This is a genomic window from Microbacterium sp. EYE_78, from assembly GCF_023149035.1.
Classification (GTDB): domain Bacteria; phylum Actinomycetota; class Actinomycetes; order Actinomycetales; family Microbacteriaceae; genus Microbacterium.
In genome coordinates, this window is record NZ_JAHXMY010000001.1 from 219,497 (window position 1) to 243,527 (window position 24,031).

Sequence of the window (24,031 nt, forward strand, 5' to 3'; positions counted from 1 at the left end):
GACTCACTCGCCGCGCGAGACCCGCACCATCTCGTCGCGGTCGACGACCTTGATCCGCGCGCGTTCGTGCGGCTTCCCGAGCGAGATCTCGTGCTCGTCGAGGCGGTGCCATCCGTCGAGATCGGTCCACGCCACCTGACGCTCGGCGAGCAGCGCGACGATCGCCTCGTCGGACGGGTCCTCGGGCGTCCACCACGAGGCCTGGTCGTTGATGAGGTGACGAACCGTCTCCATCGCGTCGGACTTGGTGTGGCCGATGAGGCCGACCGGTCCGCGCTTGATCCAGCCGGTCGCATAGACGCCGGGCACGCGCTCGTTCGAGCCCTTGTGCAGGACCTGCCCCTCGTGGTTCGGGATGACCCCATGACGCTTGTCGAACGGCACATCCGGCAGCGGCGAACCGAAGTACCCGATGGCACGATAGACCTGGCCGACCGCGATCTCGCGCATCTCACCGGTGCCCTCGACACCGCCCGACCCGTCCGGACGCGTGCGCTCGTAGACGATCGCGGCTGCGCGACCCTCGGCATCCTTCTTCACCTCGACGGGGCGGGCGTAGAAGTGCAGGTGCAGGCGACGGCTCGCCTCGCCCCCGGCGTTGTTGACGCTCGGGCGCTGGCGCCACGACTGCAGCACGCGGTCGATGACCATGACCTGCTTGTTCGAGGCGATCGCCGTCTTGGATGCCTCGTCGTAGTCGAAGTCCTCGTCGTAGACGACCATGTCGACGTCGTTCAGCTCGCCGAGCTCGCGGAGCTCCAGTGGGGTGAACTTCACCTGCGCGGGTCCACGGCGGCCGAAGACGTGGACGTCGGTCACCGGCGACGCCTTGAGGCCGTCGTAGACGCCCGCGGGGATCTCGGTGGGCAGGAGGTCGTCGGCGTGCTTCGCGAGGATGCGGGCGACGTCGAGGGCGACGTTGCCATTGCCGAGGACGGCGACGGATGCCGCATCCAGCGGCCATTCGCGGGGGAAGTCGGGGTGGCCGTCGTACCAGCTGACGAAGTCCGCGGCGCCGAAGGATCCCTCGGCGTCGATGCCGGGGATCTCGAGGTCAGCATCCTTGATCGCGCCGGTCGCGAAGATGACCGCGTTGTAGTGCTTCTTGAGGTCGGCGAGGGTGATGTCGACGCCGAAGCGCACGTTGCCGAAGATGCGGATGTCGCCGCGATCGAGGACGTCGCGGAGCGCGTTGATGATGCCCTTGATGCGCGGGTGATCGGGCGCGACGCCGTACCGGACCAGGCCGTAGGGGGCGGGCAGGTGGTCGAAGAGGTCGATCGACACCTCGAACTTGCGCTCCGCCTTGAGGAGGATGTCCGCCGCGTAGATGCCGGCGGGTCCTGCGCCGACGATGGCCAGCCGGAGCTTGGTCATGGGTGTCCTTTCCGAGAGCCCGCACGAGGGGCGTGACGAAGAAGCGGCGGTGCGCCGGTGGTCAGCTGGAGCGGTCGACGACGACCTGGGCGAAGCGGGTGAGCGACTCGCGGACGAGGCCGTCGGGGAGCGGCGCGAGGGCTGCGATGGCGCGGTCCGACCACTCGTGCGCGAGCGTGCGGGTCGACTCCGTCGCAGGGTGCACCCGGAGCTCGGCCAGCGGCTGGTCGAGGATCGCGGGATCGGCGCCGTCGGAGATGCGCGCGACGCCCTCGTCGATCGTGACCTTCAGGGCCTGCGACGCCGGGTCGGCGGCGCGCCCGAGCAGGAGGTAGGGCATGGTCGGGACGCCGGCGCGGAGGTCGGTGCCGGGGACCTTGCCGGTCTCCTCCGCGTCCGCCGAGAGATCGATGACATCGTCGAGCAGCTGGAAGGCCACACCGACACGCTCGCCGAACTCGCGGACGGGGGCGGCGTACTCGTCGGACGCGTCCGAGAACACGACGCCGGTCTCGGCCGCGGCCGCGATGAGCGATCCGGTCTTGTCGCTCAGCACCTGCAGGTAGAACTCGACCGGGTCATCGCCCGCCTGCGCGCCGACGGTCTCGTGCATCTGGCCGAGCACGAGGCGCTCGAACGTGTCGGCCTGCAGGCGGATGGCCCGCTCGCCGACCTGCGCCATGAGCTGGCTCGCGCGGGAGAAGAGGAGGTCGCCGGTGAGGATCGCGACGCTGTTGCCCCAGACCGCGTGTGCGCTGGGGACGCCGCGGCGGCGATCGGCCTCATCCATGACGTCGTCGTGGTACAGCGAGCCGAGGTGGGTCATCTCGAGCGCCGTGGCGCCGGCGATGACGTCGTCGTTGACACCCGAGCCGAGCTGCGCCGTGAGGATGGACAGCATCGGCCGCATCCGCTTGCCGCCCGCCTCGTAGAGGTAGCGCGACGTGACATCGGCGAGCGAGTCGCCGACCTTGAGCTCGCCGGCGAGGCGCTCCTCGACGAGGTCCAGCCCCTCCTCGACGGTGCCGAGCAGCTTGCGCATGCGGGGACCGACGAAGATGCGCTCGGTGACGCCGAGACGGCTCGCGATCTGCGAACCCGGAGTACCGGGGCGGGGGATCATTCCTCCAGCGTACCCGTCGCGCCCGACGCCCGGTTCGGGGTTGCGGGCTTGCTCGCGCGGTGCAGGGCGACGATGCCGAAGCTGAGGTCGCGCCAGGCGACGTCCGCCCAGCCGGCCTGCCGGATGCGGCCCGCGAGCGTGCGCTGGTCGGGCCAGTCGCGGATCGATTCGTTGAGGTAGTCGTACGCGTCGGCGTTGGTGCTGACCGCCTTCGCCACGATGGGCAACACGCGGTCGTTGTAGAAGCGGTACAGGCTCCGCATGAGGGATGCCGGCGGGTGCGAGAACTCGCAGATGACGAGCGATCCACCGGGCTTGGTGACCCGCAGCATCTCGCGCAGGGCCTTGTCGGGGTCGTTCACGTTGCGCAGCCCGAACGAGATCGTCACGGTGTCGAACTCGGCGTCGGCGAAGGGCAGCGCCGTCGCATCGGCCTCGACGAAGGACAGGTTCGGGATGCCGCCGTGCCGCCGCTTCCCCTCCGCGATCATGCCGGCGGAGAAGTCGCCCGCGACGACCTCTGCACCCGAGCGGGCGAGCGAGACGGAGCTGGCGCCGGTGCCCGCGGCGAGGTCGAGGATGCGCTGCCCGGGCCGCGGTGCGACGGCGCGGGTGGTCGCGATGCGCCACAGCCTGTCGTTCCCGAGGCTGAGGACCGTGTTGGTGCGGTCGTAGCCGGCGGCCACCTCGTCGAACATTCCGCTGACGCGGGAGGGGTCCTTCCCGAGGTCCGCGCGGGTGGACGGGGTGCGGGAGGTCTCGTCGGTCACCCGTCGAGTCTAGGCCGCGGGCCTCCGTCGGGCTGCGGGCGCGGCTGTGCCACCCGGGCCCGGATTAGGCTGAGACGGTGACCCCGTCTGCGCTCAGCGCTCCCCGACTGCGCGCCGTCACTCGGCGGATCGAGCCGGTCGATGATGCCCTCTCCTTCGCCGCACCCGACGACCCCATGGTGTGGTCGCGCCGCGGCGACATGCTCGTCGGCTGGGGTCGGGCGGCCGAGCTGCCTGCGACCGTGTCCGCCGTCGACTGGTGGCGTGCCGTCGCCGAGGTCGCCGAGGTCGACGACAAGGTACGGATGCCGGGGTCCGGCCTCATCGCGTTCGGAGCGCTGCCGTTCGATCCCGATCACACGTCATCGGGTGCGACGCTGACGGTGCCGAAGATGATCATCGGACGTCGCGGCGACACGAGCTGGGTCACGCACGTCTTCGTGGACGGCGAGCCCGAGCGTCCGCAGCCGCAATCCATCCCGTTCGGGCCGCACTGGTCGGCGACCGTCGGTCCCGGCGCGTGCACGCCCGACGGGTATCAGGCCACCGTCCGCGCCGGCCTCGACGCGATCGCATCCGGTGAGGTCGCGAAGGTCGTCCTCGCGCGGGACCTGGTGGGCACGGTCCCGGCGGGCGCGGACCTGCGCCGCTTGGTGCGGGCGCTCGCCTCGGCATACCCCGACACCTGGACCTTCGCGGTGGACGGACTGATCGGGGCGAGCCCCGAGACCCTCGTGACCGTCTCGGGCGGGACCGTCACCGCGCGGGTGCTCGCCGGCACCGCCGCGCGCGGTGCCGACGCGGACGCCGACGTCGCGGCATCCCTCGCCCTCGCGACCAGCACGAAGGACGGCGACGAGCACCGCTACGCGGTGCAGAGCGTGCTGACCGCGCTGCGCCCTCACACGACCGCGCTCGTCGCCGAGGCCGAGCCGTTCATGCTGAAGCTCCCGAACGTCTGGCACCTCGCGACGGATGTCGAGGGCACCCTCGCCCGGTCGGCGTCGGCGCTCGACCTGGTCGAGGTGCTGCATCCGACGGCCGCCGTCGCGGGCACGCCGACGCCTGCCGCTCTGGACGTGATCCGACGCGTCGAGCCGTTCGACCGAGGCCGCTACGCCGGTCCGGTGGGTTGGATCGACGGGAACGGCGACGGCGAGTGGGCGATCGCCCTGCGCTGCGCGCAGTTCGAGACGGCGGCCGACGGAATCCACCTCACCGCCCATGCCGGTGCGGGCATCGTCGCGGGGAGCGACCCCGAGACCGAGATGCTCGAGACCCGCGTGAAGTTCCGACCGATCGTCGACGCGCTGGCCTGAGGCTGCGCCGACGGGCGGTCAGCCGCCCAGCGGGAAGACGAGGCTGTGCTCTTGGCCGTCCTCGTATGACACGAGCTCGACCTCGCGGAGGACCTCGCGTTCGGGGCGATCGGATCGACGGACGCGAGCGGATTCGAGCTCGCGCCATGCGTCGTCCGCGAGCGTCTTCCCGTAGACGACGGACATGTGGAAGATCCAGTCGTCGAGCGGCAGTTCACCGAGTCGTCGGAGGTCAGTCGTCTCCAGCGCGTCGGTCAGGGTCGCATACGCCGAGACGAGGGAATCGGTGCGGGCGAGTCGGAGGATGAGGATCCGCCAGGGATCGGGAAAGGCATCCACCCCGTCGACGACGAGCTCGATCGGCTGCTGCGCGGCTGCCCAGGCGCGTACGAGCTCGCCGAGCTCGTCACGACGTGTCGACTCGAAGAAGCCGCGGAGTGTGACATGGCCGGTGTGAGGGTGTGGGAGATCCGTCGTCGAGAGGGCGTCCCGTTGTTCCGCCGAGTAGAGATCGGCGACCCCTGAGACCGGCCGCAGCACGAGGTACTGCTGACCTTCGAGAGACGCGAGCTGCTCGGGCGTGTTCATGAACCGCCGCCTCATCGACTCACTCCGCCGCCTCGACCATCCCGCCCCAGCCGTCGTAGAGCCCGCCGTCGCCTTCGACGGCGTCGATGACCTCGCGCAGGAACACCCGCACGTTCGCGTCGGTGAGGTCCTCGGTGCGAGCGGCGCGGAGCACGGGTTTGAAGCGGTGGCGGGCGAGGGCGACCTCGAAGCCCGCAGCCGACAGCGTCTCGGCCGCAGCGACCGCATCGCGGCGCCGGGAGAAATAGGCGAAGTGCTCGACCTCGCGCGGCGCATCGAGGTCGTCGCCCATTTCGAGGCGCTCGGCACGCGCCTGCTCCCACATCGTCCACTGCTCGTCGAACGTCGGCATGCGGACAGTATGGAGCACCCGTGCGCGACACGTTCGCACGTCGCACGCGCAGTGCGGATACGTTGACGGTATGCGTCCCGCCGCCCGCCGCGCCCTCTGGATCGCGGGCGCGGTCGTCCTCGTCGGGCTCATGGGTGTGATGTGGAGCACCTGGACGAGCATGTGCATCGACTACGTGAACGCGCCGGGCGTCTGCGTCTCCGAACCAGCCGTGGGCGCGCCGCAGAGCGTCGTCCTCACGGTGCTCGGCCTGGGTGGAGCCACTGCGTGCATATGGATGGCCGCCCGTGGTGCCCGCTCTCATCGCGGTGACGACGCGTGTTGCCGACACTCGGGTCGACTCGGTGGGGACACGTCACGCTCGTGTCGGGCATCGCTGTCGGCGTGGGCATCCTCATCCTCATCGCGGCCGGCGTGTGGTCGGCTGCCGACTACAACGCCTACGAGGATCTCCACGGCGAGGGTGCGACCAGGCCGGTGCCGGTGGCGATACCGGTCACCGGTGGCATCGGTGCGTCTCTCGCGGTCGTCGGGGCCGTCCTCTTCGTCGTCGCGGCCGCCCGGGCGCGGGTCGCGAGAAGGCCGTCTCGCTGACACGCGGGCCCTCTCTCGCTGGCACCTCGAGACGGGACCGATGTCGGAGGTTGCTGCTTCAATCGGAGTATGACGGAAGCGGTGGAAACCCCAGATGGCGAGGACCATTTCGCCGTGCTCGCGGGGATCATCGCGGAGGTTCAGGAGGTGGAGCGCGTCGTTGCTGCCCGGCCAGATCCGACAGTTGCGGGTGCTCGCCGCGGCCGGCCACTTGGCGCAGGCACAAGCGGTCACCGCGAACACGCGGGTGCGGATGCACGACATGGCGTTGCGGGCGATCGCGGCGGAAGTCGGCGGGGTCATGCGGGTCGCGGACCGGACCGTGCAACGGCGCATCGACGACGCCCTCGTCATCATCGACGGCTACCCGGCCGCCGTCGCCGCGTGGGAGGCGGGACGGATCGTGCGGGGACACGTGCAGGCGATCGTCGAGGCCGGGAACGCGGTGCCGTTCGAACTGCGGGGTGAGTTCGAAGCGCTCGCGATCGTGCGGTGCGAGCAGGACACGCCCAACCGGGTTCGGGCGGAGCTGCAGATCCTGGCGCAGCGGATGCACCCCCGCTCGTTCGCGGAGCGGCACGAGGATGCCGCCGCCGGGCGGTGCGTGCGGGTGATCCCCGGGCGGGACGGGATGAGCGACCTGATCGCCACCCTGCCGACGGTGATCGCCGAGGGGATCCACGACCGGCTCACGCAACAAGCACGGGCGATCATCGACACCCGGGGCGAGCGGACCACGCCCGACGACGACGTCGCCGCGTCCGACGCGCGCTCGACGGACCAGGTCCGCGCCGATGTGCTCGCCGACCTGCTCCTCGCCGGCACCCCGGCGCTCGATGACACCCGTGACACGACCGCGGGGCCACTCGGGGCGATCCGCGCCCGCGTGCAGATCCTCGTCCCCGCGGCCACACTCACCGGTGCGGACGACGGGCCGTGCGACCTCGTCGGCCGGTCGCCCATCGACCCGAACACCGCGCGGCGTCTCGCAGGTGACACCCGGATCTGGGAACGCTTGTTCCACGACCCCGTCACGAAGGTCACGACCGCGGTCGACTCATACCGGGTCCCGGCCGGGATGCGCCGGTTCCTGCAAGCCCGGGACCAGCACTGCCGGTTCCCCGGATGTCGCGTCCCCGCGATCCGCTGCGAGATCGACCACACCCACGACCACGCCCTCGGCGGCCGCACCGAAACCTGCAACCTCGCCCACCTCTGCCAACGGCACCACTCGATGAAGCAGTTCACCCGATGGCGAGTGCGACAACTGTCGGGTGGTGTCCTGGAATGGACCTCACCCGCAGGCAGGACCTATAGAGAAGACGCACCCACACCGGCCGTCGCCTTCACCCCTGCCACGCCGCAAGCCGCACCCGGCACGCACGAGCCCCCACCGGCATCCGACCCGGCACCCTTCTGAAACGACACCGGTCAGATCCAGCACGCGCCGCACTCGCGACGACAGACGCGGACACGCGCGGACACGCGCGGACACGCGACGACGACGCGTTGCATGCCGGCGCCCGACATCCGCGCGGCGCCCGCCGAAGGCCCGTATGCAACCCTCCGCGGCGAACGCACAGTTGAACCAGCCGAACCCGCGCATCCCCCGACCGACGCGCCTCACTAGCCTCGAGTCATGACGACGGGCGATCTCGAGCAGCTGCGCCCCGTCCCGCCCTTCGCCCGCGACCGCACGGCGCACGCGTGGGTCGTGATGCGCGGCGTCGGCGATGCCGGGGACGCGATCTGGACGGTCGCGCTCGCCTGGACGGCCGTGCAGACGACGACGCCCGCCATCGCGGGCCTCATCGTCGCAGCCGGATCGATCCCCCGCGCACTCGCGCTCCTGTTCGGCGGCGTCCTCGCCGACCGCCTCGACGCGCGGCGGATCATGCTGCTCTTCAACATCGTGCGCACCGTCGTCATCGTCGCGGTCGCCGTCTGGTGCGTCATCACCGAGCCGACGGCGACCGTGCTGCTCCTCGCCGCCCTGCTGTTCGGACTCTGCGATGCGTTCTACGACCCGGCGAGCGGCACGATCTCCCGTCAACTCGTCCGCCGCGCCGACCTCGCCGCATACGGCGGTGCCACACAGACCGCGAGCCGTCTCGGCGGGATGGTCGGCGCCGGCCTCGGCGGTGTCCTCGTCGCGCAGACGGGACTGGCCGGTTCCGCCGCCGTCAACGCGGTCACCTTCGCACTCCTCGTCGCGTTCATCGCGATCTGGCTGCGGCCACGGTTCGCGCTCCCCCGCGCCTCGCACGAACCGATCCTCCGCGGCATCGCCGGCGGTTTCGCACACCTCCGCCACACGCCCACCACGCGCGCACTCGTCATCGCCCTCGCCACACTGAACGTCGCCGCCGCCCCGGTCCTCGGCGTCGGCGTCGCGCTGCGCTCGGACGCGGAGGGGTGGGGCGCGGAGGCGCTCGGCCTCTTCGGGACCGTCGCGGGGCTCGCCGCCACGATCGGCGCCGTCATCGTCGTCCGCTGGCGTCCGCGCAACGAAGCACGCGCCGGCTTCCTGGCCTTCGCGCTGCAAGGCCCCGCCATCATCGCAGTCGGCATCGGGCCGTACTGGCTCGTGCTGGTCGCCGGCGTCGCCATCGGCTTCGGTGCAGGATTCGGCTCGGTCCTGCTCGGCGCGACCTTCGCCGGCATCACCGAGCCGAGCTACCTCGGTCGGATGGGCTCGATCATCCGCCTCGGCGACGACGCGCTCCGCCCGCTCACCACTGTGCTCTTCGGGGTCCTCGCCTCGGCGACCGCGCTCTGGCTGCCCTTCATCATCTACGGATCCGCCTTCACGATCCTGATCGTCGCGCTCCTGATGAACCGAGACCTGCGGCGGCTCTCACTTCGAGACGCCGCCGGCTGACCTTCTCGGCGCTGCCGGCCGTTCGCCGGTGACGACTACGGTGGCAGGATGCGTCGCCGCCTCCCTCTGACACTCGCACCCCTGCTCGCCCTGACCCTCGCGGGGTGCGCGACGGTCGACACAACGACCGCGGAGCAGATCGAGGCGGGCTCCACCGCCGAAGTGGAAGCCGACGCGGAGGGCGTCGTCGGCGCGGATGCGGCGGCGCAGGCGAAGGCGCAGGCTTGGCTCGACGCCGCGCAGCTCCCTCCCGGTGCGGCGCCGGCTGATGCGGGCGTCGCACGGTTCAGTTCCTGGACGGGATGGCCGTGCGGACCGGTCGAAGAATTGGAAGGCTTCTGGTCGATCCCCGGCGCTACCGTGAGCGACACGATCAACTGGCTGCGTGCGCACCCGACCGCGGACCTCATCTCGACGGCCGGCGCGTACCCGCTCGAGGAGTCCGACGTGCAGTCGGCGGCCATCGGATTCATCCCGACCGAGGGCGCCCAGGAGGGGGTTGTCTACACGGTTGAACGTGTGCCTGACGGGGTCGCGGTCCGCGCCGAAGTCGCCGCCCAGACTGCCGACGCCGCCTGCCCCGAGCTCGAGGACGGCGGCGAGTGGGGCGCACCCGGTCAGGGGTGAGCGCCCCCACCGAAGTCCGTCGCTACCCTGAGCCCGTGACCTCCGCCACGACCGCTTACGCCGCGCGAGCGTCGGAGTACACCTCGCTCCTCGGCTCGATGACCTCGGTCCACCCGCAGGACCGCCTGACGATCGACACCTGGGCCAAGGGGCTCACCGGGCCCGTCCTGGACGCCGGATGCGGCCCCGGGCATTGGACCGCCCACCTGCGACGACTCGGCCTCGACGTGCGCGGGATCGACCTCGTCCCGGGGTTCGTCACCCACGCCCGCCGGGCCCACCCCGGCATCCGCTTCGAGCTCGAGAGCATCGACGACATCCGCGAACACGATGCCTCGCTGGGCGGCGTGCTGTCGTGGTTCTCCACGATCCACCACGACCCGGATGCGGTCGCGCGACCGCTCTCGGAGTTCGCCCGCGTCCTCCGCCCGGGCGGACGCCTCGCGCTCGGCTTCTTCAGCGGTCCGCGCGTCGAAGCCTTCGACCACGCCGTCTTCCGCGCCCACCGGTGGCCGGTCGAGACCCTCGCGGACCTCCTCTCCGCCGCCGGCTTCGACGTCACCGGGACATACCTGCGAGAGGAGCGAGGGCAGCGCGCGGTCGGCACCCTCGTCGCCGAACGACGCCCGGACCTGCATCGGCCATGACCTCGACGCACCCTCCCACCGTCGTCCTCCTGCACGGCTGGCCCGGCCTGCCCTCCGACTACGACGCCGTCATCGACGGCCTCGGCGACGTCCGCGTCATCGTCCCCGCCCTCGAGGGCTTCGGACCGGGCTTCGACGGGATGCCTCCCGTTGCGGCCGCGACAGCCGCAGCGCACGCGACGCGGCTGCTGGCACACCTCGATCGCAACGGCATCCGCTCCGGCGTCGTCATCAGCGGATACGACATCGGCAGCCGGATCGCCCAGGCGGCGCTCCGCACCGACCCGGGCAGGTTTGACGGCGCGGTGCTGACCCCGGCCTACCCGGGGATCGGTGACCGGGCGGCATCCCCCGCCCTCGCCTCGGTGTTCTGGTACCAGCACTTCCACCGCGAGCCGGTCGCGGCAGCACTCATCGACGGCGACGAACGCGCCGTCCGCACCTACCTGACCCACATCTGGCGCTCGTGGCATGGGCACGGCGCGGAGCCCCCGCACCTGGACGAGATCGTCGCCGAGTACGCCCGCCCGGGCGCGTTCGCCGCGAGCCTGCAGTGGTACGCCGCGAACCGCGGGTACGCAGCGGGCGACGCGCCGATCACCGTCCCGACGACGATGCTGTGGCCGGACCGGGACCCGCTCTTCCCCGTGGAATGGTCCGACAACCTCTCACAGCACTTCGCCGACGTGCGGCTCGAGACGGTCGCCGACTGCGGCCACTTCGTCCCGGTCGAGCGACCCGACGCCGTCATCGCGGCGATCGGACGGCACCTGCAGCGCTGACCGCCTCAGGTCGCCGCGAGCCGCGCCTTCTCCGCCTCGACGTCGAAGTCCGCCGCGGGCCACTGCGGGTCGATCCGCTCGAGCACGTCGATGAGCAGCGCCTGCACGGCGAGCCGGGCGTACCACTTGTGGTTCGCCGGCACGACGTACCAGGGCGCCTCGTCCGTCGACGTCCGGTCGAACGCCGCCTGGTAGGCCTCCATGTACGCCGGCCAGAGCTCGCGCTCGTCGACGTCGCCGGGGTTGTACTTCCAGTGCTTGTCGGGCCGTTCCAGCCGCTCCCCCAACCGCGCCTTCTGCTCGTCGCCGGAGATGTGCAGCATCACCTTCACGATGTGGATGCCTCGGCTCGCCGCCCGCTGCTCGAAGTCGACGATCGCCGCGTAGCGACGTTCGATCTCCTCCGCCGGCGCGAGCTGCCGCACCCGCCCGATGAGCACGTCCTCGTAGTGCGATCGGTCGAACACCCCGATGTACCCGGCGTCGGGGACCTCCTTCTCGATGCGCCACAGGAAGTCGTGCGCGAGTTCCTCGGGTGAGGGCTTCTTGAACGCCTTCAGGTGGACGCCCTGCGGGTCGGTCGCACCGATGACGTGCCGGACGATCCCGCCCTTGCCTGCGGAGTCCATCGCCTGCAGCACGAGCAGGACCGCGGGCGCATCGGGCTGCGAGCGGCTCTGCGCGTACAGGCGCTCCTGCAGCTCGTCGAACCGCGCCGCGCCGCGCGCGAGGTCGGCCTGCCCGGCCTTCTTGCCGGCCTCGTACCCCGGGGTCGATGCCGGGTCGACGTCGACGAGGCGGAAGCTCTGCCCTACCCGCAGCAGCGCCGCGGGGTCACCGATCCACTGATCCTGGCTCTTCGAGGTCATGCGGCCATCCTGCCGCGCCCCGGCCGACCGCGCGACGGTCTTGCGGATGCCGTCGCTACCGCGCCAGCGGAACCTCGATGATCTGACGGCCGCCCACCGGAGACGTCAACGCCTGATCCAGCGCGCCCCGAGTGGTGACGCGGCGGTACTCCCAGCCGTAGGCGCGGGCGAGCTCCTCGAGTCGCGCGGTCTGCGGCGTGTACTGGACCCGGTCGAACTCCTCCGCCGTCGCGACAGCGGCCACCTCGAGACCGTCGAAGATCGTGCCGCCGCCGTCGTTGCCCACGATCACCTGGATGCGCGGCTCCGGCTCGGGAGCCGGATGCAGGAGCGCCCCGACGTCGTGCAAGAACGCGAGATCGCCCAGCAGCACCCGTGTCACCCCGGGTGTCGTCCCCCGCTGCGAGGCCGCAGCGATACCGAGTCCGGTCGCCACGGTGCCGTCGATGCCGGCCAGTCCGCGGTTCGCGTGCACGGGCACCTTCTTGCCGCCGAGGAGCTCGTCGGCGACACGCACGAGGCGGGACGACCCGAACATCAGCCGGTCGTGCGGCCAGGTGGCCCGCCAGACGGCGTCGACGAGCGCCGCGCGATCGAGGGGCGCACGGATGGCGCCGAGCTCGGCCGAGATCGCACCGAGCCGCTCGGCCGGGACCCCTGACGACAGCGCGTCGACGTCCGGCGCGGCCGGGCTGAGATCGACCGCGGCATCCCGCGATGCGCGCATCCACATCCCGAGCCAGTCCCGGTCCGCGTCGCCGGGGCGCACGGTCACGACGTCGACCGCGGTCGTCTTCCCGTTCAGGTTGAGCTGCTCGCCGGGCCCGCTGACAGCGAGCACGTCGACGTCCTCACGCGCCAGCAGTCGCGCGACCTCCCGGCTGAGCGTGGGATGCCCGAACACGACCGCTCGCTCGATGCGGCCGCCGAGGTCCGGGTCGGACAGCAGCCGGCGGTAGCCGTGCACGAGGTGTCGCCCGTACCTGGCGCCGCTGACGATCTCGGCGATGAGCGGGAACCCGCCAGCATGGGCCAGCGCCTCGGCGGCCGCGCCCGCGTCGGCTCCGGCGACGACGACGGTGCGAGGGCCGCGCTCGAGCGCGGCCGCGCCTGCCTCTGGCGTCTCCTCGGCGGCGCCGACACCACCGCCGCCCTGGTAGTGCGCGCCCCACTCAGCGTCCGCGGTCGCGTCCGCGTCCGATGATCCGGATGCCGCCGCGACCCCGTCTGCGGTCGGCAGCCACTCCGGCAGCCGACCGGCCAGCGGCTCTCGCGACGGCGTGTTCACATGCACGGGACCTGCGACCCGCGTGCCCACGCCGACCGCAGCATCCCACGCCTCGTCCGCCGCGAGCCGGAAGGGTGCCACCGCGGCGGCCGCGATCCCGTCGGCGACGTCGTCGGGGACCGGGAGATCCGCCTCATGGCGCACGAAGCCGGTGAACATCCCCGGCTGCCTGGTGGCCTGATTCGCGCCGACCCCGCGGAGCTCGGGAGGACGATCCGCCGTGAGCAGCAGCAGCGGCACGCCGGAGTGGTGTGCTTCGAGGACGGCGGGGAGGAGATTCGCCACGGCGGTGCCGGAGGTGCAGACGACGACCGCCGGCATCCGATCCTCCCGCCCGATGCCGAGCGCCGTGAACCCGGCCACGCGCTCGTCGATGCGGACGTGCAGCCTGATCAGACCGCTGCGCTCCAGTTCGGCTGCGACGAGCGCGAGCGCCTGTGAGCGCGAGCCGGGCGAGAGGACGATGTGGCGCAGACCGCGCTCGACGAGACGCCCGAGGATCGCGGCGGCCGCGTCGGTCGCGGGCGCGCGGCCGGGCCGGTCGCTCGTCACCATGTCAGGGGCGGGTGCCGCGGGACTGCTCGTCGGTGTCGTCGTCCGCCGGCGGGTCGGCCCGGCGATCGCGCGGGTCGTCCGCTTCGGAGTCGAGGGCCGCCAACTCCTCCTCGAGGCGCCGGATGCGGTCGTCCTGGTCGCTGACCGTGCCGATGCGGCCGAGGAACTCGGGGTTGTCGTCGGGCGCCTGGAACATCACGCGGCTGGTCGAGCGCCGCGAGCGACCGATGACGAACCACAGGATGCCGCCGACCACGGGCAGGAGGATGACGATGAGGATCCAGATCGGCTTGCTCACGCCCCGGTGACGGGTGGGCGGCTGCAGCGCGCAGTCCACGATGCTGTAGACCCAGAACGCGGCCAGCAGCAGCGCCAGAACAAGGTACACGCGCGCCATTCCTCCATCCTAGGCTCGCGAGCGAGGCGCGGACGCTGCCCGGGGGACCTCCCAGGTCGGCCGGTAGCATGAGGGGATGCGTGCCCGCTCCGCCCTCGTCTTCGCGCTGCTGCGGCTGCTCGCGTTCTTCGTGCCGTTCGGCATCATGATGCTGTTCCCCGTCATGCGCGAGCAGTACTGGCTCGCGGCGATCTTCGCCGCCCTCATCGGCCTGAGCCTGTCGATCCTCTTCCTGCGCCGACCGCTCGACGAGATGTCGGTCGGCATGGCCGAGCGGCGCGAGGCCCGGCGCCGGGCGAACAGTGATGAGGCCGTTGAGGACGCGTTCGGCGACGACGAGACGCAGACGCCCCGCTGAGCGGGGTCAGCCCACGTAGGCCCAGAGCACGAAGGCGCTCCACGCGAGCGAGGCGATCGAGCTCAGCTGCAGCGCGACGATGAGCTCGCGCGGCGTCCGATAGGTCCAGACGATGAGCGTCGCCGAGAGCGTCGCGAGCAGCACCAGCAGCGACAGCCACGCGATGGGGTAGAACTGCGCGAGCAGCACCGAGATCGCGAACGGCAGCAGCATGAAGACGGTGTAGAGCGCCTGCGACGCGCGGCGGCCGATCAGGACGGTCAGCGTGCGCTTACCGGCGACACGGTCCTGTTCGATGTCGCGCAGGTTGTTGGTCACGAGCACCCCGCAGGCGAGGAAGCCGACGCCGAGCGAGGGCAGCCACGACTCCTGCGGGATGACCCCCGTCTGCACGTAGGTGGTGCCCACGGTGGCGACCGGCCCGAAGAAGACGAAGACGAACAGCTCGCCGAGCCCGAAGTACCCGTACGGCCGCTTGCCCCCGGTGTAGAACCACGCGGCGACGATGCAGACGGCACCCACAGCGAGCAGCCACCAGTACTGCGTGCGGATGACGACGGCGAGCCCCACGAGCGCGGCGATGCCGAAGAAGATGAGTGCCGCCACCAGCACCGCGCGCGGCGAGACGCGTCCTGATGCCGTGAGCCGAGTGGGCCCGACGCGGTGGTCGTCGGTGCCGCGGATGCCGTCGCTGTAGTCGTTGGCGAAGTTCACCGCGATCTGCAGCGAGACCGCGACGACCAGGCAGCACAGCGCGAGCACCCAGTGGAAGCGGTCGCCGACGACGATCGCCGCACCGGTGCCGACGAGGATCGGGCTGATCGCGAGCGGCAGGGTCCGCAGCCGCGCGGCGCCCACCCAGTCCCGTGCGGTGACCGGGGTCGGCTTCGGCGGGGCGGCCGAGACGCGGGTCTTCGCAGGGTTGCCGCGCGAGCCGGAGCGCTTCGACGCGGTGGTGCGGGGGGTCTTTCGGGATGCTGCCACGAGCAAGGATCCTATGCCCGGACGCTCACGCCTCGTCCGCCAGGAGGCGCCCGAGCAGCGCACGGTCTGGTTTGCCGCTCGAGGTGAGCGGCACCTCGTCGAGGACGAGCAGCTCCCGCGGCCGCGCCGGTGCGCCGATCGCGTCCCCGACGATGCGTCGCGCCTCGTCGAGCAGTTCGGGCTCGGGCCGGCCGGCGAGGGCTGCACGCGACAGGACGACGACGGATGCCGCGCCCCACCGCTCGTCCGCCGTCGGAACCACGACCGCGCCCGCGAGTCCCGGCAGTGTCCGCACGGTCTGCTCGACCCGGTCGAGCGAGACGTTCACCCCGCCGGAGACGATCACGTTGTCGCGACGGCCGGTGACCCGCAGCATCCCGCCCTCGACCGAGCCGAGGTCGCCGGTGCGGTACCAGCGCATGCCGTCTCCGTCTCTGACGAAGGCATCCGCGGTGCGCTCCGGGTCGCCGATGTAGCCGTCGGCGAGCATCGGCCCGGCGAGCTGCACCTCGCCGTCCTCGATCCGCAGGCGGGCACCATCCAGCGGCACGCCGTCGTACACGCAGCCGCCGCTCGTCTCGGTCGATCCGTAGGTGCGGACGATGCGGGCCCCGAGCGCGGCGGCACGCTCGGCGAGCGCGGGCGGCAGCGCCTGTCCGCCGACGAGGACGGCCTCGAACGAGGCGAACGCGCCGGCGACCGCGGCATCCGCTTCACCGGCGTCGACGAGCGTCTGCACCTGCGCGGGCACGAGGGAGGTGTACGTGGGGACGCGGCGTCCACCCTCGCTCGCGGCCATCGCCGAGGCGGCCGCGGTGAACGTCTCGGGCGTGAACGAGCCGGCGAGGATCGCGGGGTCGCGTCCGGCGACGAGCGCCCGCACCATCACCTGCACACCCGCGACATAGGTGCCGGGCAGTGCCAGCAGCCACGAGCCGCTCCCGATCCGCTCGGCGGTCGCGAGCGCGGACGACGTCAGCGCGGAGCGACTGAGCGCGACGGACTTCGGGTACCCGCTCGATCCGCTGGTCGTCACGACGACCGCCGTTCCGGCGGGAACGTCCTCGGGCATCCCCGAGGGGCCGCCGAGCGCCACCGCGGGTCCCGCGCCAAGGACCGCGGCCCGCAGCGCCCGGAGGACGTCGCGCGGGTCGTCGGAGTCGAGCGTGCGCAGCTGCATCGGCGCCCTCAGTAGTGGTAGGGATACGGCGACCAGTCCGGGTCGCGCTTCTCGAGGAAGGCGTCGCGCCCCTCGACGGCCTCGTCGGTGCCGTAGGCCAGGCGCGTGGCCTCGCCCGCGAACACCTGCTGCCCCACCATGCCGTCGTCGATCGCGTTGAACGCGAACTTCAGCATGCGGATGGCCGTCGGCGACTTGCCGAGGATCGTCCGCGCCATCGAGATCGCTTCGCGTTCGAGATCGGCATGCGGCACCACACGGTTGACAGCGCCCATCTCGTAGGCGCGCTGCGCCGAGTACTCCTCGGCGAGGAAGAACACCTCCCGTGCGACCTTCTGACCGACCTGGCGCGCCATGTACGCCGAGCCGTATCCGGCGTCGAACGAGCCGACGTCGGCGTCGGTCTGCTTGAACCTGCCGTGCTCCGCGCTCGCGACCGAGAGGTCGCACACGATGTGCAGCGAGTGTCCGCCGCCTGCCGCCCAGCCCGGGATGACGGCGATCACGACCTTCGGCATGAAGCGGATGAGACGCTGCACCTCGAGGATGTGCAGCCGCCCCGCGCGGGCCGGATCGGGAGCGGTGGCGTCGTCGGCCGCGTAGGTGTACCCGTCGCGGCCGCGGATGCGCTGATCCCCGCCGGAGCAGAAGGCCCAGCCGCCGTCCTTCGGGCTCGGGCCGTTGCCGGTGAGGAGCACGACGCCGACCTTCGGGTCCTGCCGGGCGATGTCGAGGGCGCGGTACAGCTCGTCGACGGTGTGCGGCCGGAAGGCGTTGCGCACCTCGGGGCGGTCGAACGCGATGCGCGCGATCCGCCCGTCGTGGGAGACGTGCGCGGTGATGTCGGTGTAGTCCGCGGCGCCGGGCGCCTCGGTCCACTCGGCCGGGTCGAAGAGCTCGGAGACGGTCACCAGCCCAGCCTACGCGCGGGGGTGCGACGGATGCCGGGCGGCGGCCGGCGTCACGAGGCGTCGCCGAGCGTCACACCGACGGTGCCGCGCCGCCGCCCGCCCTACCCTGGAGCGGTGACCTCCCGCATCCTCCCCGCCCTCGCCGCCGCCGCGCTGGCGCTCGCCCTCACCGCCTGCGCGCCCGAGGCGGCACCCGCCGAGCCGAGCCCGTCACCGTCCATCACGTTCGCCGCGGACTGCACCCCCGAGAGCGGCGTCACCGTGATCGTCGACGGCGGCGACCTCGCCGGTGCGGACGAGGTCGCGACCGACACGTGCGTCGCCGCGGACGAGCCGATCGCCGCCCTCGACGCCCTCGCGCAGGCGGGCGTCGAGCTGGAGGGGTCGGAGGAGTACGGCGACGCGATCGTCTGCCGCGTCGACGGGCAGCCGTCGGCCGACGAGCCGGTCGGATCCAGTGAGGACCCGGCGTACGTCGAGACGTGCAAGAGCATGCCGGCGGGCTTCGCGTACTGGGGCCTCTGGGTCAAGTCCTCCCCCGACGGCGAGTGGGGCTTCGCGCAGGAGGGCATCGAGACCCTCACCCTCGCCCCCGGCGAGAGCCTGCAGCTGCTGTTCTCGCTCGACGGCGCACCGGCGGCACCGGCGGCGTGACCTTCCGACCCGGACCGCTGCGCGCCGCGGCCGCCCTTGCGGCCGGGTTCCTCGTCGTCCGGGTGGTCTACCGGGTCCTCTTCGCCGGGGCGGGCGGCGACGGCGCACTGCTGCTCGACCTGCCCTCCTGGCGCCTGCCGGCACCCTTCGCGCACGTCGAGCTGCTCGGACCCGTGACATGGGACGGCATCGCGGATGCCGCGGCATCCGCTCTGCCGATCGCCGCGAGCCTGCTCGTCGTCGGGGTGATCGTCGCCGCCCTCGACGTGCCCCGACTGCTCGCGCGCGCCGCTCGCCGGGGGCCGCTGCAGGGCACCGCCCGGGCCCTGGCGATCGCCTGGGCGACCCTGCCGGCGCTGGCCGAGGCCGCGCGGCGCGCGCGCCGGGCGGCACGGCTGCGCGGCGAGCGACCCGGTCCGCGGCTGCTCGCGCCGATCCTCGAGCGGACGCTCGAACGCGCGACGACGCTCGGCGCAGCGCTCGAGGTGCGGGGGTACGCGGGGCGCGGCGCCCCGGGCGCGTGCGAGCGTCCGGTCGAGCTGCGCGGCGCCGCGTTCGGCTTCGCCTCGCGCACCGTCGCGCGGGTGGATGACCTCGTCCTGCCGCACGGGTCGCTGACGCTGCTGGTCGGACCGACCGGGTCGGGCAAGACGACGCTGCTGCGCGCCCTCGCAGGACTCCACGGCACGCTCGACAGCGGGTGGCTCGCCGGCGAGGTGCGCGTCGTCGGCCTGCGGCGCGCGGATGCCGCTCCGCGCGACACGGCGCGGACGATCGGCGTCGTGCTGCAGGATCCGCGGGCCGGCTTCGCGACCGAACGCGTGCGCGACGAGATCGGCCTGACGCTCGAGCTCCGGGGCGTGGCACCCGTGCTGGTCGACGCCCGCGTGCGCGAGGTGGCGGAGCGGACGGGTGTCACCGCCCTGCTCGACCGCCCCCTGCGCGGCCTCTCGGCCGGCGAGGCGACCCTCGTCGCGATCGCCGCGGCCGTGGTCGACCATCCCATCCTGCTGCTGGTCGACGAACCGCTCGCCGACCTCGATGCGGGCGCGCGCCACCGCATCGTCGATCTGCTCGACCGCCTCGCGCACGAGGCGGGCGTCTGCGTCGTCGTCTCGGAGCACCGGGCGGCCGAACTCGCGCCGCGGGCCGACCGCATCGTCGCGGTGGGCGACCCGCACGTGGCGCCGCTGCCACTGCGACGCGCCGCGGCATCCGGTGCGACGGCGCTGCGCGCCCGCGGGATCACGGTGCGGCACGGCGACATCACTGCCGTCTCCGCCGCCGACGTCGAGGTCGCGGGTGGCGAGATCGTCGCCCTCATGGGAGCGAACGGCGCCGGCAAGTCCAGCCTGCTCGAGGCGCTCGCGCTCGGGGGTCAGCGAGTGTCTGCGCCCGGCCGTGTCGCGCTCGTCCCGGACGCGTCGGACGACCTGTTCGTCCGCGACTCGGTCGCCCGGGAGTGCCGGCGCGCCGACCGGCGGGCCGGCGTCGCCGCGGGCGACACCGCCGCCCGCTTCGCGGCGCTCGTCGGCCTCGCCGCCGACGATGCGGCGATGGCGAGGCATCCGCGCGACCTGTCCACCGGGCAGCGGCGATGCCTCGCGATCGCGCTGCAGACCGCGGGACGCCCCGCCGTCGTTCTCGTCGACGAGCCGACCCGCGGGCTCGACCCCGCGGCCCGGGCGCTCGTCGCACAGGCGCTCATCGCGCAGGCGGAGACGGGCGTCGCGGTGCTGTTCGCGACGCACGACGGCGAGCTCGTGTCCGCGATCGCCGATCGGGTGCTCGCGATGCGCGGCGGTGTCGTCACGGCGGGCCTGACGCAGCCGCATCCCCCGCGCGAGGTGGGTGCCGAGCCCGGTCTCGCAGCACCGGATTCGGATCAAGTCGCCGGATTCGGAGTCGATGCCGCACCGGCATCCGATTCCGACGTCGATCTCCGAATCCGTGACGGCGCTCGCACCCCGCGCTGGCGCGCCGCGGCGCTGGTCGTCGCGACCCTCGCCGCCGTCGCCGCGTTCGCCTGGCCGCTCGCCGCACCTGCTGTGCCGTCGCAGGCGCAGGACGCCGTCCCCGTCATCGCGCTCGCGCTCGCACCGATCGCCGTGCTCCTCGTCTTCGTCGCCCTCGACGCGTCGATCCGCTCGGCGCAGACCCTCGCGCTGCTGGCGACGCTCGCGGCCATCGGCGCGGCCATCCGCATCGTGGGCACCGGCGTGGGCGGCGTCGAGGCGCTCTTCGTCCTGCTGATCCTCGCCGGGCGCGCGTACGGCGCGCGATTCGGGATGCTGCTGGGCGCCGCATCCCTCGCCCTCAGCTCCCTGGTGTTCGGCGGCGTCGGCCCGTGGCTGCCGTTCCAGATGTTCGCGTGCGGGTGGGTCGCCGCGGGCGCCGGTCTGCTGCCGAAGCGGGTCCGGGGCCGCGCCGAGGTGGCGATGCTCGCGGTGTACGGGGTCGTCGCGTCGTACCTCTTCGGGCTCGTCATGAACCTCTGGTTCTGGCCGTTCGCCGTGGGCGCCGGCACCTCGATCTCGTATGAGGCCGGTGCGCCGATCGGCGAGAACCTCGCGAGCTTCGCGCTGTATTCGCTCGTCACCTCGACCGCGGGCTGGGACACCGTGCGCGCGGTCACGACGGTCATCGGGGTGCTGCTCGTCGGGCGCGCGGTCCTCGCCGCCCTGCGGCGCGCGAAACCGGTGGCGATGCGTCCGGTGCGCGCTCCCACCGCCCCCGGACGGCCCGCGATCGTGCGAAGCTTGTAGAGCGGCCCTTTTCCCCCGACGGGTGCCGCGGAAGGACCCCGCATGAAGATCACGAGATCATCCGATTGGCGGGATGCCCTCCCCTTCGAAGTGCCGCTCCTGGCGTCCGAGGCCGTGCCGGGCGAGCCGACGCGATGCGTGGGATGCCCCGCCGCGGCCGAGCCGCGAGACCGCAGCGAGCTGTGGGTCGTGAAGCACCGGCATCCGAACAACCACGCGGGCTTCGTGCGTTACTACTGCGTCGAGCACAAGCCGAAGACCGCTCCCCCGCCCCCTCCCTCCGTCGCTGCGCCGAGCAAGCCGCGCGGCGCTGCCTCGCGTGCGCCGAAGCCGGAGCGGACCGTCGCCCCGAAGCGCGCCGCGCCGTCGCTCGACGTCGTCCGCGCGATGTGCCCGGACTGCTTCGTCGAGGTCTCGGCGACCGGCGTTTGCGGGATGTGCGGACAGCAGGTCGCCTGAGCGATCACGGTTCCGACGGCTGCGCGTCGAGCAGCGACGGCGCCTCTGCCCGCCACCACGCGTCGATCGCGTCGAAGGATGCTGCGGGCAGCAGACCGCTTTCGGTGGTGCGGACCGCAGGCGCGGTGCCGTCAGGAGCGATCAGGCGGACGCTCCGCAGATAGACGAGGTCGGTGCCGTCGACCACGACCCGGACGTGCGGCTCAGCCCCCTCGCTGACCGTGACCGCCCCGTCGTCGCCGCGCACCGCACCCGGGCACGCGGCCACCGCGCCCAGGATCGGCGCGACCGACGCCTCGCGCGAGGTGCGGAACCGCCATGCCGCCACCGCGAAGAGGAAGTCGCCGTCCTCGGCGGTGCGCGCCCGCTCCGCACCCGAGATCTGCCGGACCGCTCCGGCGTGGAACATGTAGTCCATCTGGTCGGGCGCCACACGCATCAGGTCGTCGGGCGCGGCGAGCGCCGGCTCGCAGGGCTCGGACTCGTACCGCGGCTGCGTCGCCGCGGGTGCACAGGCCCCGCCCGCCCGCTCGAACGCTTTCGCGACGGCAGTCGATTCGGGGCTCTCATCGATGTCGGGAAGCACCTCGAGCGCCTCCCACAGCGGGATGTCGAAGTCCTCGATCCGTTCCGCGCACAACTCGAGATCGGCGTCGAATCCGGGCTCCACTGCGGGTGACTCGCTGGGCGTCTCGACCGGCGTCTCGAGTTCAGCGGTCGACACGCAGCCCGTCAGCAACGACGTGGCGACGAGGACCACGGCGAGACGGGCGAAGCGCATCCTCGCAGTATGGCGGGGCCGTGCATCCCTCGCCAGCGCACTGTCGGAGGTCGCGCATACCGTCGGCCCGTGGCGGAACCGGTGCGGCTGTGGTGGGCGAGGCGGCAGTTCTCCCGCGGGCGCGAGGTGCCGTACGAGGTAGGGGCGTATCGCTCGGCGTGGGCGGCCTATCCCGAGCTGATCCGTCAGTACCACCCGGATCTCAACGAGGGCGTGACGCTGTCGCAGATCCCCCCGGCCGCCGATGTCCTGTTGTGCTGGGAGTGCAGCGCCGGCCATCGGTTCGCCGCCACCCCCAGCGAGCAGCGGGAGCGGCCCGGCAGAGTGCGCCGACGGTCGGCGTGGTGCCCGGAGTGCAGCGCCCTCGCGGCTCCCCGACCGGTGCGGGTGACCGGGCGAGCGGACGCCGCGACGGTGCTGTCCGCCGTCGCCGACGCGAGAGCGGTACGGATGCCGGTGGCTCCGGCACCCCGTTCCAAGCCCGCCGCACGCCGCGTCGTCGACCTCTGCGACAGGACTCCCGACCTGCCCGTCGGCGAGCCCTTCGCGAGCGCGTGCGCCCCGAAGCCGGCGTCGGCGGCCGAGGCCGCACTCCGCGCACGCCTGACCGACGCCCTGCTGTTCACACCCGGGCTCAACGCCGTCCGCACCGGGCGCCCGTTCCACCGGCATCGGGAGGTGTGGCCCGACATCCTGCTCCCGGAACTCCGCGTCGCGATCGAGTACGACACACCCGGTCGTCACGGCCTGGAGCACGTCGGCAGCCGCGAGACCTCGGACCGGAGGAAGGACGCGCTCCTGCGGGCCGCCGGGTGGGAGGTGGTGCGCGTGCGCACCGGCGGACTGCAGTCGCTCGGCGAGCACGATGTCGTGCTCACGAGTGCGGGGCGTCGAACGGTGCCGATGCTGATCGAGGCACTCCGCGGCATCCGCGGCGCACTCCTCGTGGACGCCTACCTCCGGTGAGCTCAGGAGTAGGCGCGGTGCACGTGCCAGTGGCCGCCCTCGCGGTAGACGTCGAAGACGAACGACTGACCCGACGGGTCCGTCGCCTGGAAGCGCCAGGCCTCGACGCGCGCCCGAACGGGACTCGGCAGCGGCGTCGGCATGTCGGTGACCTCCCAGCGCCGCCGACCGAAGAACATCCGCGCCGGCACACCGTCGTCGAACCAGAGGGTCAGATCGTGCTCGGATGCCGCGGTGCTCATGACATCAGATCGTAGAACACAGATACGACACTGTGTCGGGATTGAGTTAGAACGTATGAGCGAATTGCGGGTCCGGCCTCACGGCGCCGGCCGCACGCCGTCGAAGGGCGTGAGCGTGCTCCACTGGCCCTCGTCTTCGGAGAGGAAGAGGCGGACCGGCCCGTCGCCGAGCATTGGGTCGCCATCACCGTAGGGGCGATCGGAGCAGTTGTCCGCGGTCGAGCCGACGCGGATCGTGTCGCCCGCGCGGAGGTCGCCCTTCTCCGCGACATCCACCGTGACGACATACGCGTTCGCGTCGTAACCGAGGATCCTCTCCGTACCGTCGGGCTCGACAGCCCTCGTGACGACGACGGCCTCGGCACTCGCAGCCCGCTCGTCGTCCGTGTCGAACGAGACCCAGGACGCACACGCCTGCGCCTCCACGAATGGGATGCCGTCGGCGCCGCACCCGGCGAGCCCCGCACTCAGCACCGCCAGCCCGACCACGATCGTCACCGTCCGCAGCACACCGCACCCCCTGTCCCAGAGTGTCCCACCCTGGGACATCGCCTCGCCAGCG

Annotated in this window: 26 protein-coding genes; 12 read left to right on the plus strand and 14 right to left on the minus strand. The window is 72.4% G+C overall.

Annotated elements, in window-relative coordinates; translation table 11 throughout:
- Window positions 1–3: 3 nt before the first annotated feature.
- From KZX17_RS01045 to KZX17_RS01055, 3 genes are all read right to left on the minus strand, one after another.
- Entirely contained in the window at window positions 4–1,377 is a 1,374-nt protein-coding gene (locus KZX17_RS01045; RefSeq protein WP_248171402.1) for an FAD-dependent oxidoreductase, read from the minus strand.
- Window positions 1,378–1,438: 61 nt separating this feature from the next.
- Window positions 1,439–2,500 carry a polyprenyl synthetase family protein gene (locus KZX17_RS01050; RefSeq protein ID WP_248171400.1) on the minus strand — a complete coding sequence of 354 codons (1,062 nt, stop codon included), beginning with the start codon at window positions 2,498–2,500 and terminating at the stop codon, window positions 1,439–1,441.
- Window positions 2,497–3,270 (minus strand): demethylmenaquinone methyltransferase, encoded by a 774-nt coding sequence (locus tag KZX17_RS01055; protein ID WP_248171399.1) that lies wholly within the window; start codon window positions 3,268–3,270, stop codon window positions 2,497–2,499. Before KZX17_RS01055 ends, KZX17_RS01050 begins: the two co-directional genes overlap by 4 nt.
- A 77-nt stretch (window positions 3,271–3,347) precedes the next feature.
- Between KZX17_RS01055 and KZX17_RS01060 the strand changes: the two genes are divergently transcribed.
- Window positions 3,348–4,589: an isochorismate synthase gene (locus KZX17_RS01060; RefSeq protein ID WP_248171397.1), complete on the plus strand. Its 1,242-nt coding sequence runs from the start codon at window positions 3,348–3,350 to the stop codon at window positions 4,587–4,589.
- 18 nt (window positions 4,590–4,607) lie between these two features.
- On the opposite strand, the gene KZX17_RS01065 is transcribed toward KZX17_RS01060, so the two are convergent.
- Window positions 4,608–5,177, minus strand: coding sequence for a 2'-5' RNA ligase family protein (locus tag KZX17_RS01065; RefSeq protein ID WP_248171395.1), 570 nt, complete (start codon window positions 5,175–5,177; stop codon window positions 4,608–4,610).
- Between the two features lie 19 nt (window positions 5,178–5,196).
- A complete protein-coding gene (locus tag KZX17_RS01070; RefSeq protein ID WP_248171393.1) occupies window positions 5,197–5,529 on the minus strand; it encodes a ribonuclease E inhibitor RraB in 333 nt (110 codons plus the stop codon).
- A 363-nt stretch (window positions 5,530–5,892) separates the two neighbouring features.
- Between KZX17_RS01070 and KZX17_RS01075 the strand changes: the two genes are divergently transcribed.
- The 6 genes from KZX17_RS01075 (at window position 5,893) to KZX17_RS01100 (ending at window position 11,060) form a co-directional block, all read left to right on the plus strand.
- Window positions 5,893–6,123, plus strand: a complete 231-nt coding sequence (locus KZX17_RS01075) for a hypothetical protein (protein ID WP_248171391.1) — start codon at window positions 5,893–5,895, stop codon at window positions 6,121–6,123.
- Window positions 6,124–6,283: 160 nt separating this feature from the next.
- The gene (locus KZX17_RS01080; protein ID WP_248175542.1) at window positions 6,284–7,543 is read left to right on the plus strand and encodes an HNH endonuclease signature motif containing protein; all 1,260 of its coding nucleotides are present in this window, start codon (window positions 6,284–6,286) and stop codon (window positions 7,541–7,543) included.
- A gap of 219 nt (window positions 7,544–7,762) precedes the next feature.
- Window positions 7,763–9,004, plus strand: coding sequence for an MFS transporter (locus KZX17_RS01085; protein WP_248171389.1), 1,242 nt, complete (start codon window positions 7,763–7,765; stop codon window positions 9,002–9,004).
- A gap of 48 nt (window positions 9,005–9,052) precedes the next feature.
- A complete protein-coding gene (locus KZX17_RS01090) occupies window positions 9,053–9,631 on the plus strand; it encodes a hypothetical protein (protein ID WP_248171388.1) in 579 nt (192 codons plus the stop codon).
- 35 nt (window positions 9,632–9,666) lie between these two features.
- Entirely contained in the window at window positions 9,667–10,278 is a 612-nt protein-coding gene (locus KZX17_RS01095) for a class I SAM-dependent methyltransferase (RefSeq protein ID WP_248171387.1), read from the plus strand.
- Window positions 10,275–11,060, plus strand: coding sequence for an alpha/beta fold hydrolase (locus KZX17_RS01100; protein ID WP_248171386.1), 786 nt, complete (start codon window positions 10,275–10,277; stop codon window positions 11,058–11,060). Before KZX17_RS01095 ends, KZX17_RS01100 begins: the two co-directional genes overlap by 4 nt.
- A gap of 5 nt (window positions 11,061–11,065) precedes the next feature.
- Here the strand turns inward: KZX17_RS01100 and KZX17_RS01105 are convergent, their stop codons facing one another.
- The 3 genes from KZX17_RS01105 to KZX17_RS01115 are packed head-to-tail and all read right to left on the minus strand — an operon-like array spanning window position 11,066 to window position 14,169.
- Window positions 11,066–11,929 (minus strand): polyphosphate kinase 2 family protein, encoded by an 864-nt coding sequence (locus tag KZX17_RS01105; RefSeq protein WP_248171384.1) that lies wholly within the window; start codon window positions 11,927–11,929, stop codon window positions 11,066–11,068.
- A 55-nt stretch (window positions 11,930–11,984) separates the two neighbouring features.
- On the minus strand, window positions 11,985–13,772 hold the full coding sequence (gene menD, locus KZX17_RS01110) for a 2-succinyl-5-enolpyruvyl-6-hydroxy-3-cyclohexene-1-carboxylic-acid synthase (RefSeq protein ID WP_248171382.1): 1,788 nt from the start codon (window positions 13,770–13,772) through the stop codon (window positions 11,985–11,987).
- A gap of 1 nt (window position 13,773) precedes the next feature.
- Window positions 13,774–14,169: a PLD nuclease N-terminal domain-containing protein gene (locus KZX17_RS01115; RefSeq protein ID WP_248171380.1), complete on the minus strand. Its 396-nt coding sequence runs from the start codon at window positions 14,167–14,169 to the stop codon at window positions 13,774–13,776.
- A gap of 76 nt (window positions 14,170–14,245) precedes the next feature.
- On the opposite strand from KZX17_RS01115, the gene KZX17_RS01120 reads away from it, so the two are divergent.
- Window positions 14,246–14,527 carry a DUF4229 domain-containing protein gene (locus KZX17_RS01120; RefSeq protein ID WP_248171378.1) on the plus strand — a complete coding sequence of 94 codons (282 nt, stop codon included), beginning with the start codon at window positions 14,246–14,248 and terminating at the stop codon, window positions 14,525–14,527.
- Window positions 14,528–14,533: 6 nt separating this feature from the next.
- Here KZX17_RS01120 and KZX17_RS01125 read toward each other — a convergent pair whose 3' ends face one another.
- The 3 genes from KZX17_RS01125 to KZX17_RS01135 are packed head-to-tail and all read right to left on the minus strand — an operon-like array spanning window position 14,534 to window position 17,602.
- Window positions 14,534–15,511, minus strand: coding sequence for a 1,4-dihydroxy-2-naphthoate polyprenyltransferase (locus KZX17_RS01125; protein ID WP_248171376.1), 978 nt, complete (start codon window positions 15,509–15,511; stop codon window positions 14,534–14,536).
- 25 nt (window positions 15,512–15,536) lie between these two features.
- Entirely contained in the window at window positions 15,537–16,691 is a 1,155-nt protein-coding gene (locus tag KZX17_RS01130; protein WP_248171374.1) for an AMP-binding protein, read from the minus strand.
- Window positions 16,692–16,699: 8 nt separating this feature from the next.
- Window positions 16,700–17,602, minus strand: a complete 903-nt coding sequence (locus tag KZX17_RS01135) for a 1,4-dihydroxy-2-naphthoyl-CoA synthase (RefSeq protein ID WP_248171372.1) — start codon at window positions 17,600–17,602, stop codon at window positions 16,700–16,702.
- A gap of 114 nt (window positions 17,603–17,716) precedes the next feature.
- Here KZX17_RS01135 and KZX17_RS01140 point away from each other — a divergent pair, with 114 nt between their 5' ends.
- The 3 genes from KZX17_RS01140 to KZX17_RS01150 are packed head-to-tail and all read left to right on the plus strand — an operon-like array spanning window position 17,717 to window position 21,480.
- Window positions 17,717–18,256: a hypothetical protein gene (locus KZX17_RS01140; protein ID WP_248171370.1), complete on the plus strand. Its 540-nt coding sequence runs from the start codon at window positions 17,717–17,719 to the stop codon at window positions 18,254–18,256.
- Window positions 18,253–21,021, plus strand: coding sequence for an ATP-binding cassette domain-containing protein (locus tag KZX17_RS01145; protein ID WP_248171368.1), 2,769 nt, complete (start codon window positions 18,253–18,255; stop codon window positions 21,019–21,021). The genes KZX17_RS01140 and KZX17_RS01145 overlap by 4 nt, the downstream gene beginning before the upstream one ends.
- A 42-nt stretch (window positions 21,022–21,063) precedes the next feature.
- A complete protein-coding gene (locus KZX17_RS01150; protein ID WP_248171366.1) occupies window positions 21,064–21,480 on the plus strand; it encodes a glucose-6-phosphate dehydrogenase in 417 nt (138 codons plus the stop codon).
- 4 nt (window positions 21,481–21,484) lie between these two features.
- On the opposite strand, the gene KZX17_RS01155 is transcribed toward KZX17_RS01150, so the two are convergent.
- Complete coding sequence (locus KZX17_RS01155) at window positions 21,485–22,261, minus strand: hypothetical protein (RefSeq protein ID WP_248171364.1); 777 nt, start codon at window positions 22,259–22,261, stop codon at window positions 21,485–21,487.
- Between the two features lie 69 nt (window positions 22,262–22,330).
- Here KZX17_RS01155 and KZX17_RS01160 point away from each other — a divergent pair, with 69 nt between their 5' ends.
- Window positions 22,331–23,227 (plus strand): zinc-ribbon domain-containing protein, encoded by an 897-nt coding sequence (locus KZX17_RS01160; protein WP_248171362.1) that lies wholly within the window; start codon window positions 22,331–22,333, stop codon window positions 23,225–23,227.
- Window positions 23,228–23,229: 2 nt separating this feature from the next.
- On the opposite strand, the gene KZX17_RS01165 is transcribed toward KZX17_RS01160, so the two are convergent.
- Both KZX17_RS01165 and KZX17_RS01170 read right to left on the minus strand, forming a co-directional pair.
- A complete protein-coding gene (locus KZX17_RS01165; protein WP_248171360.1) occupies window positions 23,230–23,469 on the minus strand; it encodes a hypothetical protein in 240 nt (79 codons plus the stop codon).
- Between the two features lie 78 nt (window positions 23,470–23,547).
- Window positions 23,548–23,967 (minus strand): hypothetical protein, encoded by a 420-nt coding sequence (locus KZX17_RS01170; RefSeq protein ID WP_248171358.1) that lies wholly within the window; start codon window positions 23,965–23,967, stop codon window positions 23,548–23,550.
- Window positions 23,968–24,031: the final 64 nt, after the last annotated feature.

What these genes read in the sequence shown, in the direction of transcription:
- KZX17_RS01115 (WP_248171380.1), bottom strand. Translation starts at nt 14,169, where the DNA reads ATGGCGCGCGTGTACCTTGTTCTGGCGCTGCTGCTGGCCGCGTTCTGG.
- KZX17_RS01045 (WP_248171402.1), bottom strand. Translation starts at nt 1,377, where the DNA reads ATGACCAAGCTCCGGCTGGCCATCGTCGGCGCAGGACCCGCCGGCATC.
- KZX17_RS01070 (WP_248171393.1), bottom strand. Translation starts at nt 5,529, where the DNA reads ATGCCGACGTTCGACGAGCAGTGGACGATGTGGGAGCAGGCGCGTGCC.
- KZX17_RS01105 (WP_248171384.1), bottom strand. Translation starts at nt 11,929, where the DNA reads ATGACCTCGAAGAGCCAGGATCAGTGGATCGGTGACCCCGCGGCGCTG.
- KZX17_RS01120 (WP_248171378.1), top strand. Translation starts at nt 14,246, where the DNA reads ATGCGTGCCCGCTCCGCCCTCGTCTTCGCGCTGCTGCGGCTGCTCGCG.
- KZX17_RS01165 (WP_248171360.1), bottom strand. Translation starts at nt 23,469, where the DNA reads ATGAGCACCGCGGCATCCGAGCACGATCTGACCCTCTGGTTCGACGAC.
- KZX17_RS01150 (WP_248171366.1), top strand. Translation starts at nt 21,064, where the DNA reads ATGAAGATCACGAGATCATCCGATTGGCGGGATGCCCTCCCCTTCGAA.
- KZX17_RS01090 (WP_248171388.1), top strand. Translation starts at nt 9,053, where the DNA reads ATGCGTCGCCGCCTCCCTCTGACACTCGCACCCCTGCTCGCCCTGACC.
- KZX17_RS01130 (WP_248171374.1), bottom strand. Translation starts at nt 16,691, where the DNA reads ATGCAGCTGCGCACGCTCGACTCCGACGACCCGCGCGACGTCCTCCGG.
- KZX17_RS01050 (WP_248171400.1), bottom strand. Translation starts at nt 2,500, where the DNA reads ATGATCCCCCGCCCCGGTACTCCGGGTTCGCAGATCGCGAGCCGTCTC.
- KZX17_RS01155 (WP_248171364.1), bottom strand. Translation starts at nt 22,261, where the DNA reads ATGCGCTTCGCCCGTCTCGCCGTGGTCCTCGTCGCCACGTCGTTGCTG.
- menD (WP_248171382.1), bottom strand. Translation starts at nt 13,772, where the DNA reads ATGGTGACGAGCGACCGGCCCGGCCGCGCGCCCGCGACCGACGCGGCC.
- KZX17_RS01100 (WP_248171386.1), top strand. Translation starts at nt 10,275, where the DNA reads ATGACCTCGACGCACCCTCCCACCGTCGTCCTCCTGCACGGCTGGCCC.
- KZX17_RS01085 (WP_248171389.1), top strand. Translation starts at nt 7,763, where the DNA reads ATGACGACGGGCGATCTCGAGCAGCTGCGCCCCGTCCCGCCCTTCGCC.
- KZX17_RS01065 (WP_248171395.1), bottom strand. Translation starts at nt 5,177, where the DNA reads ATGAACACGCCCGAGCAGCTCGCGTCTCTCGAAGGTCAGCAGTACCTC.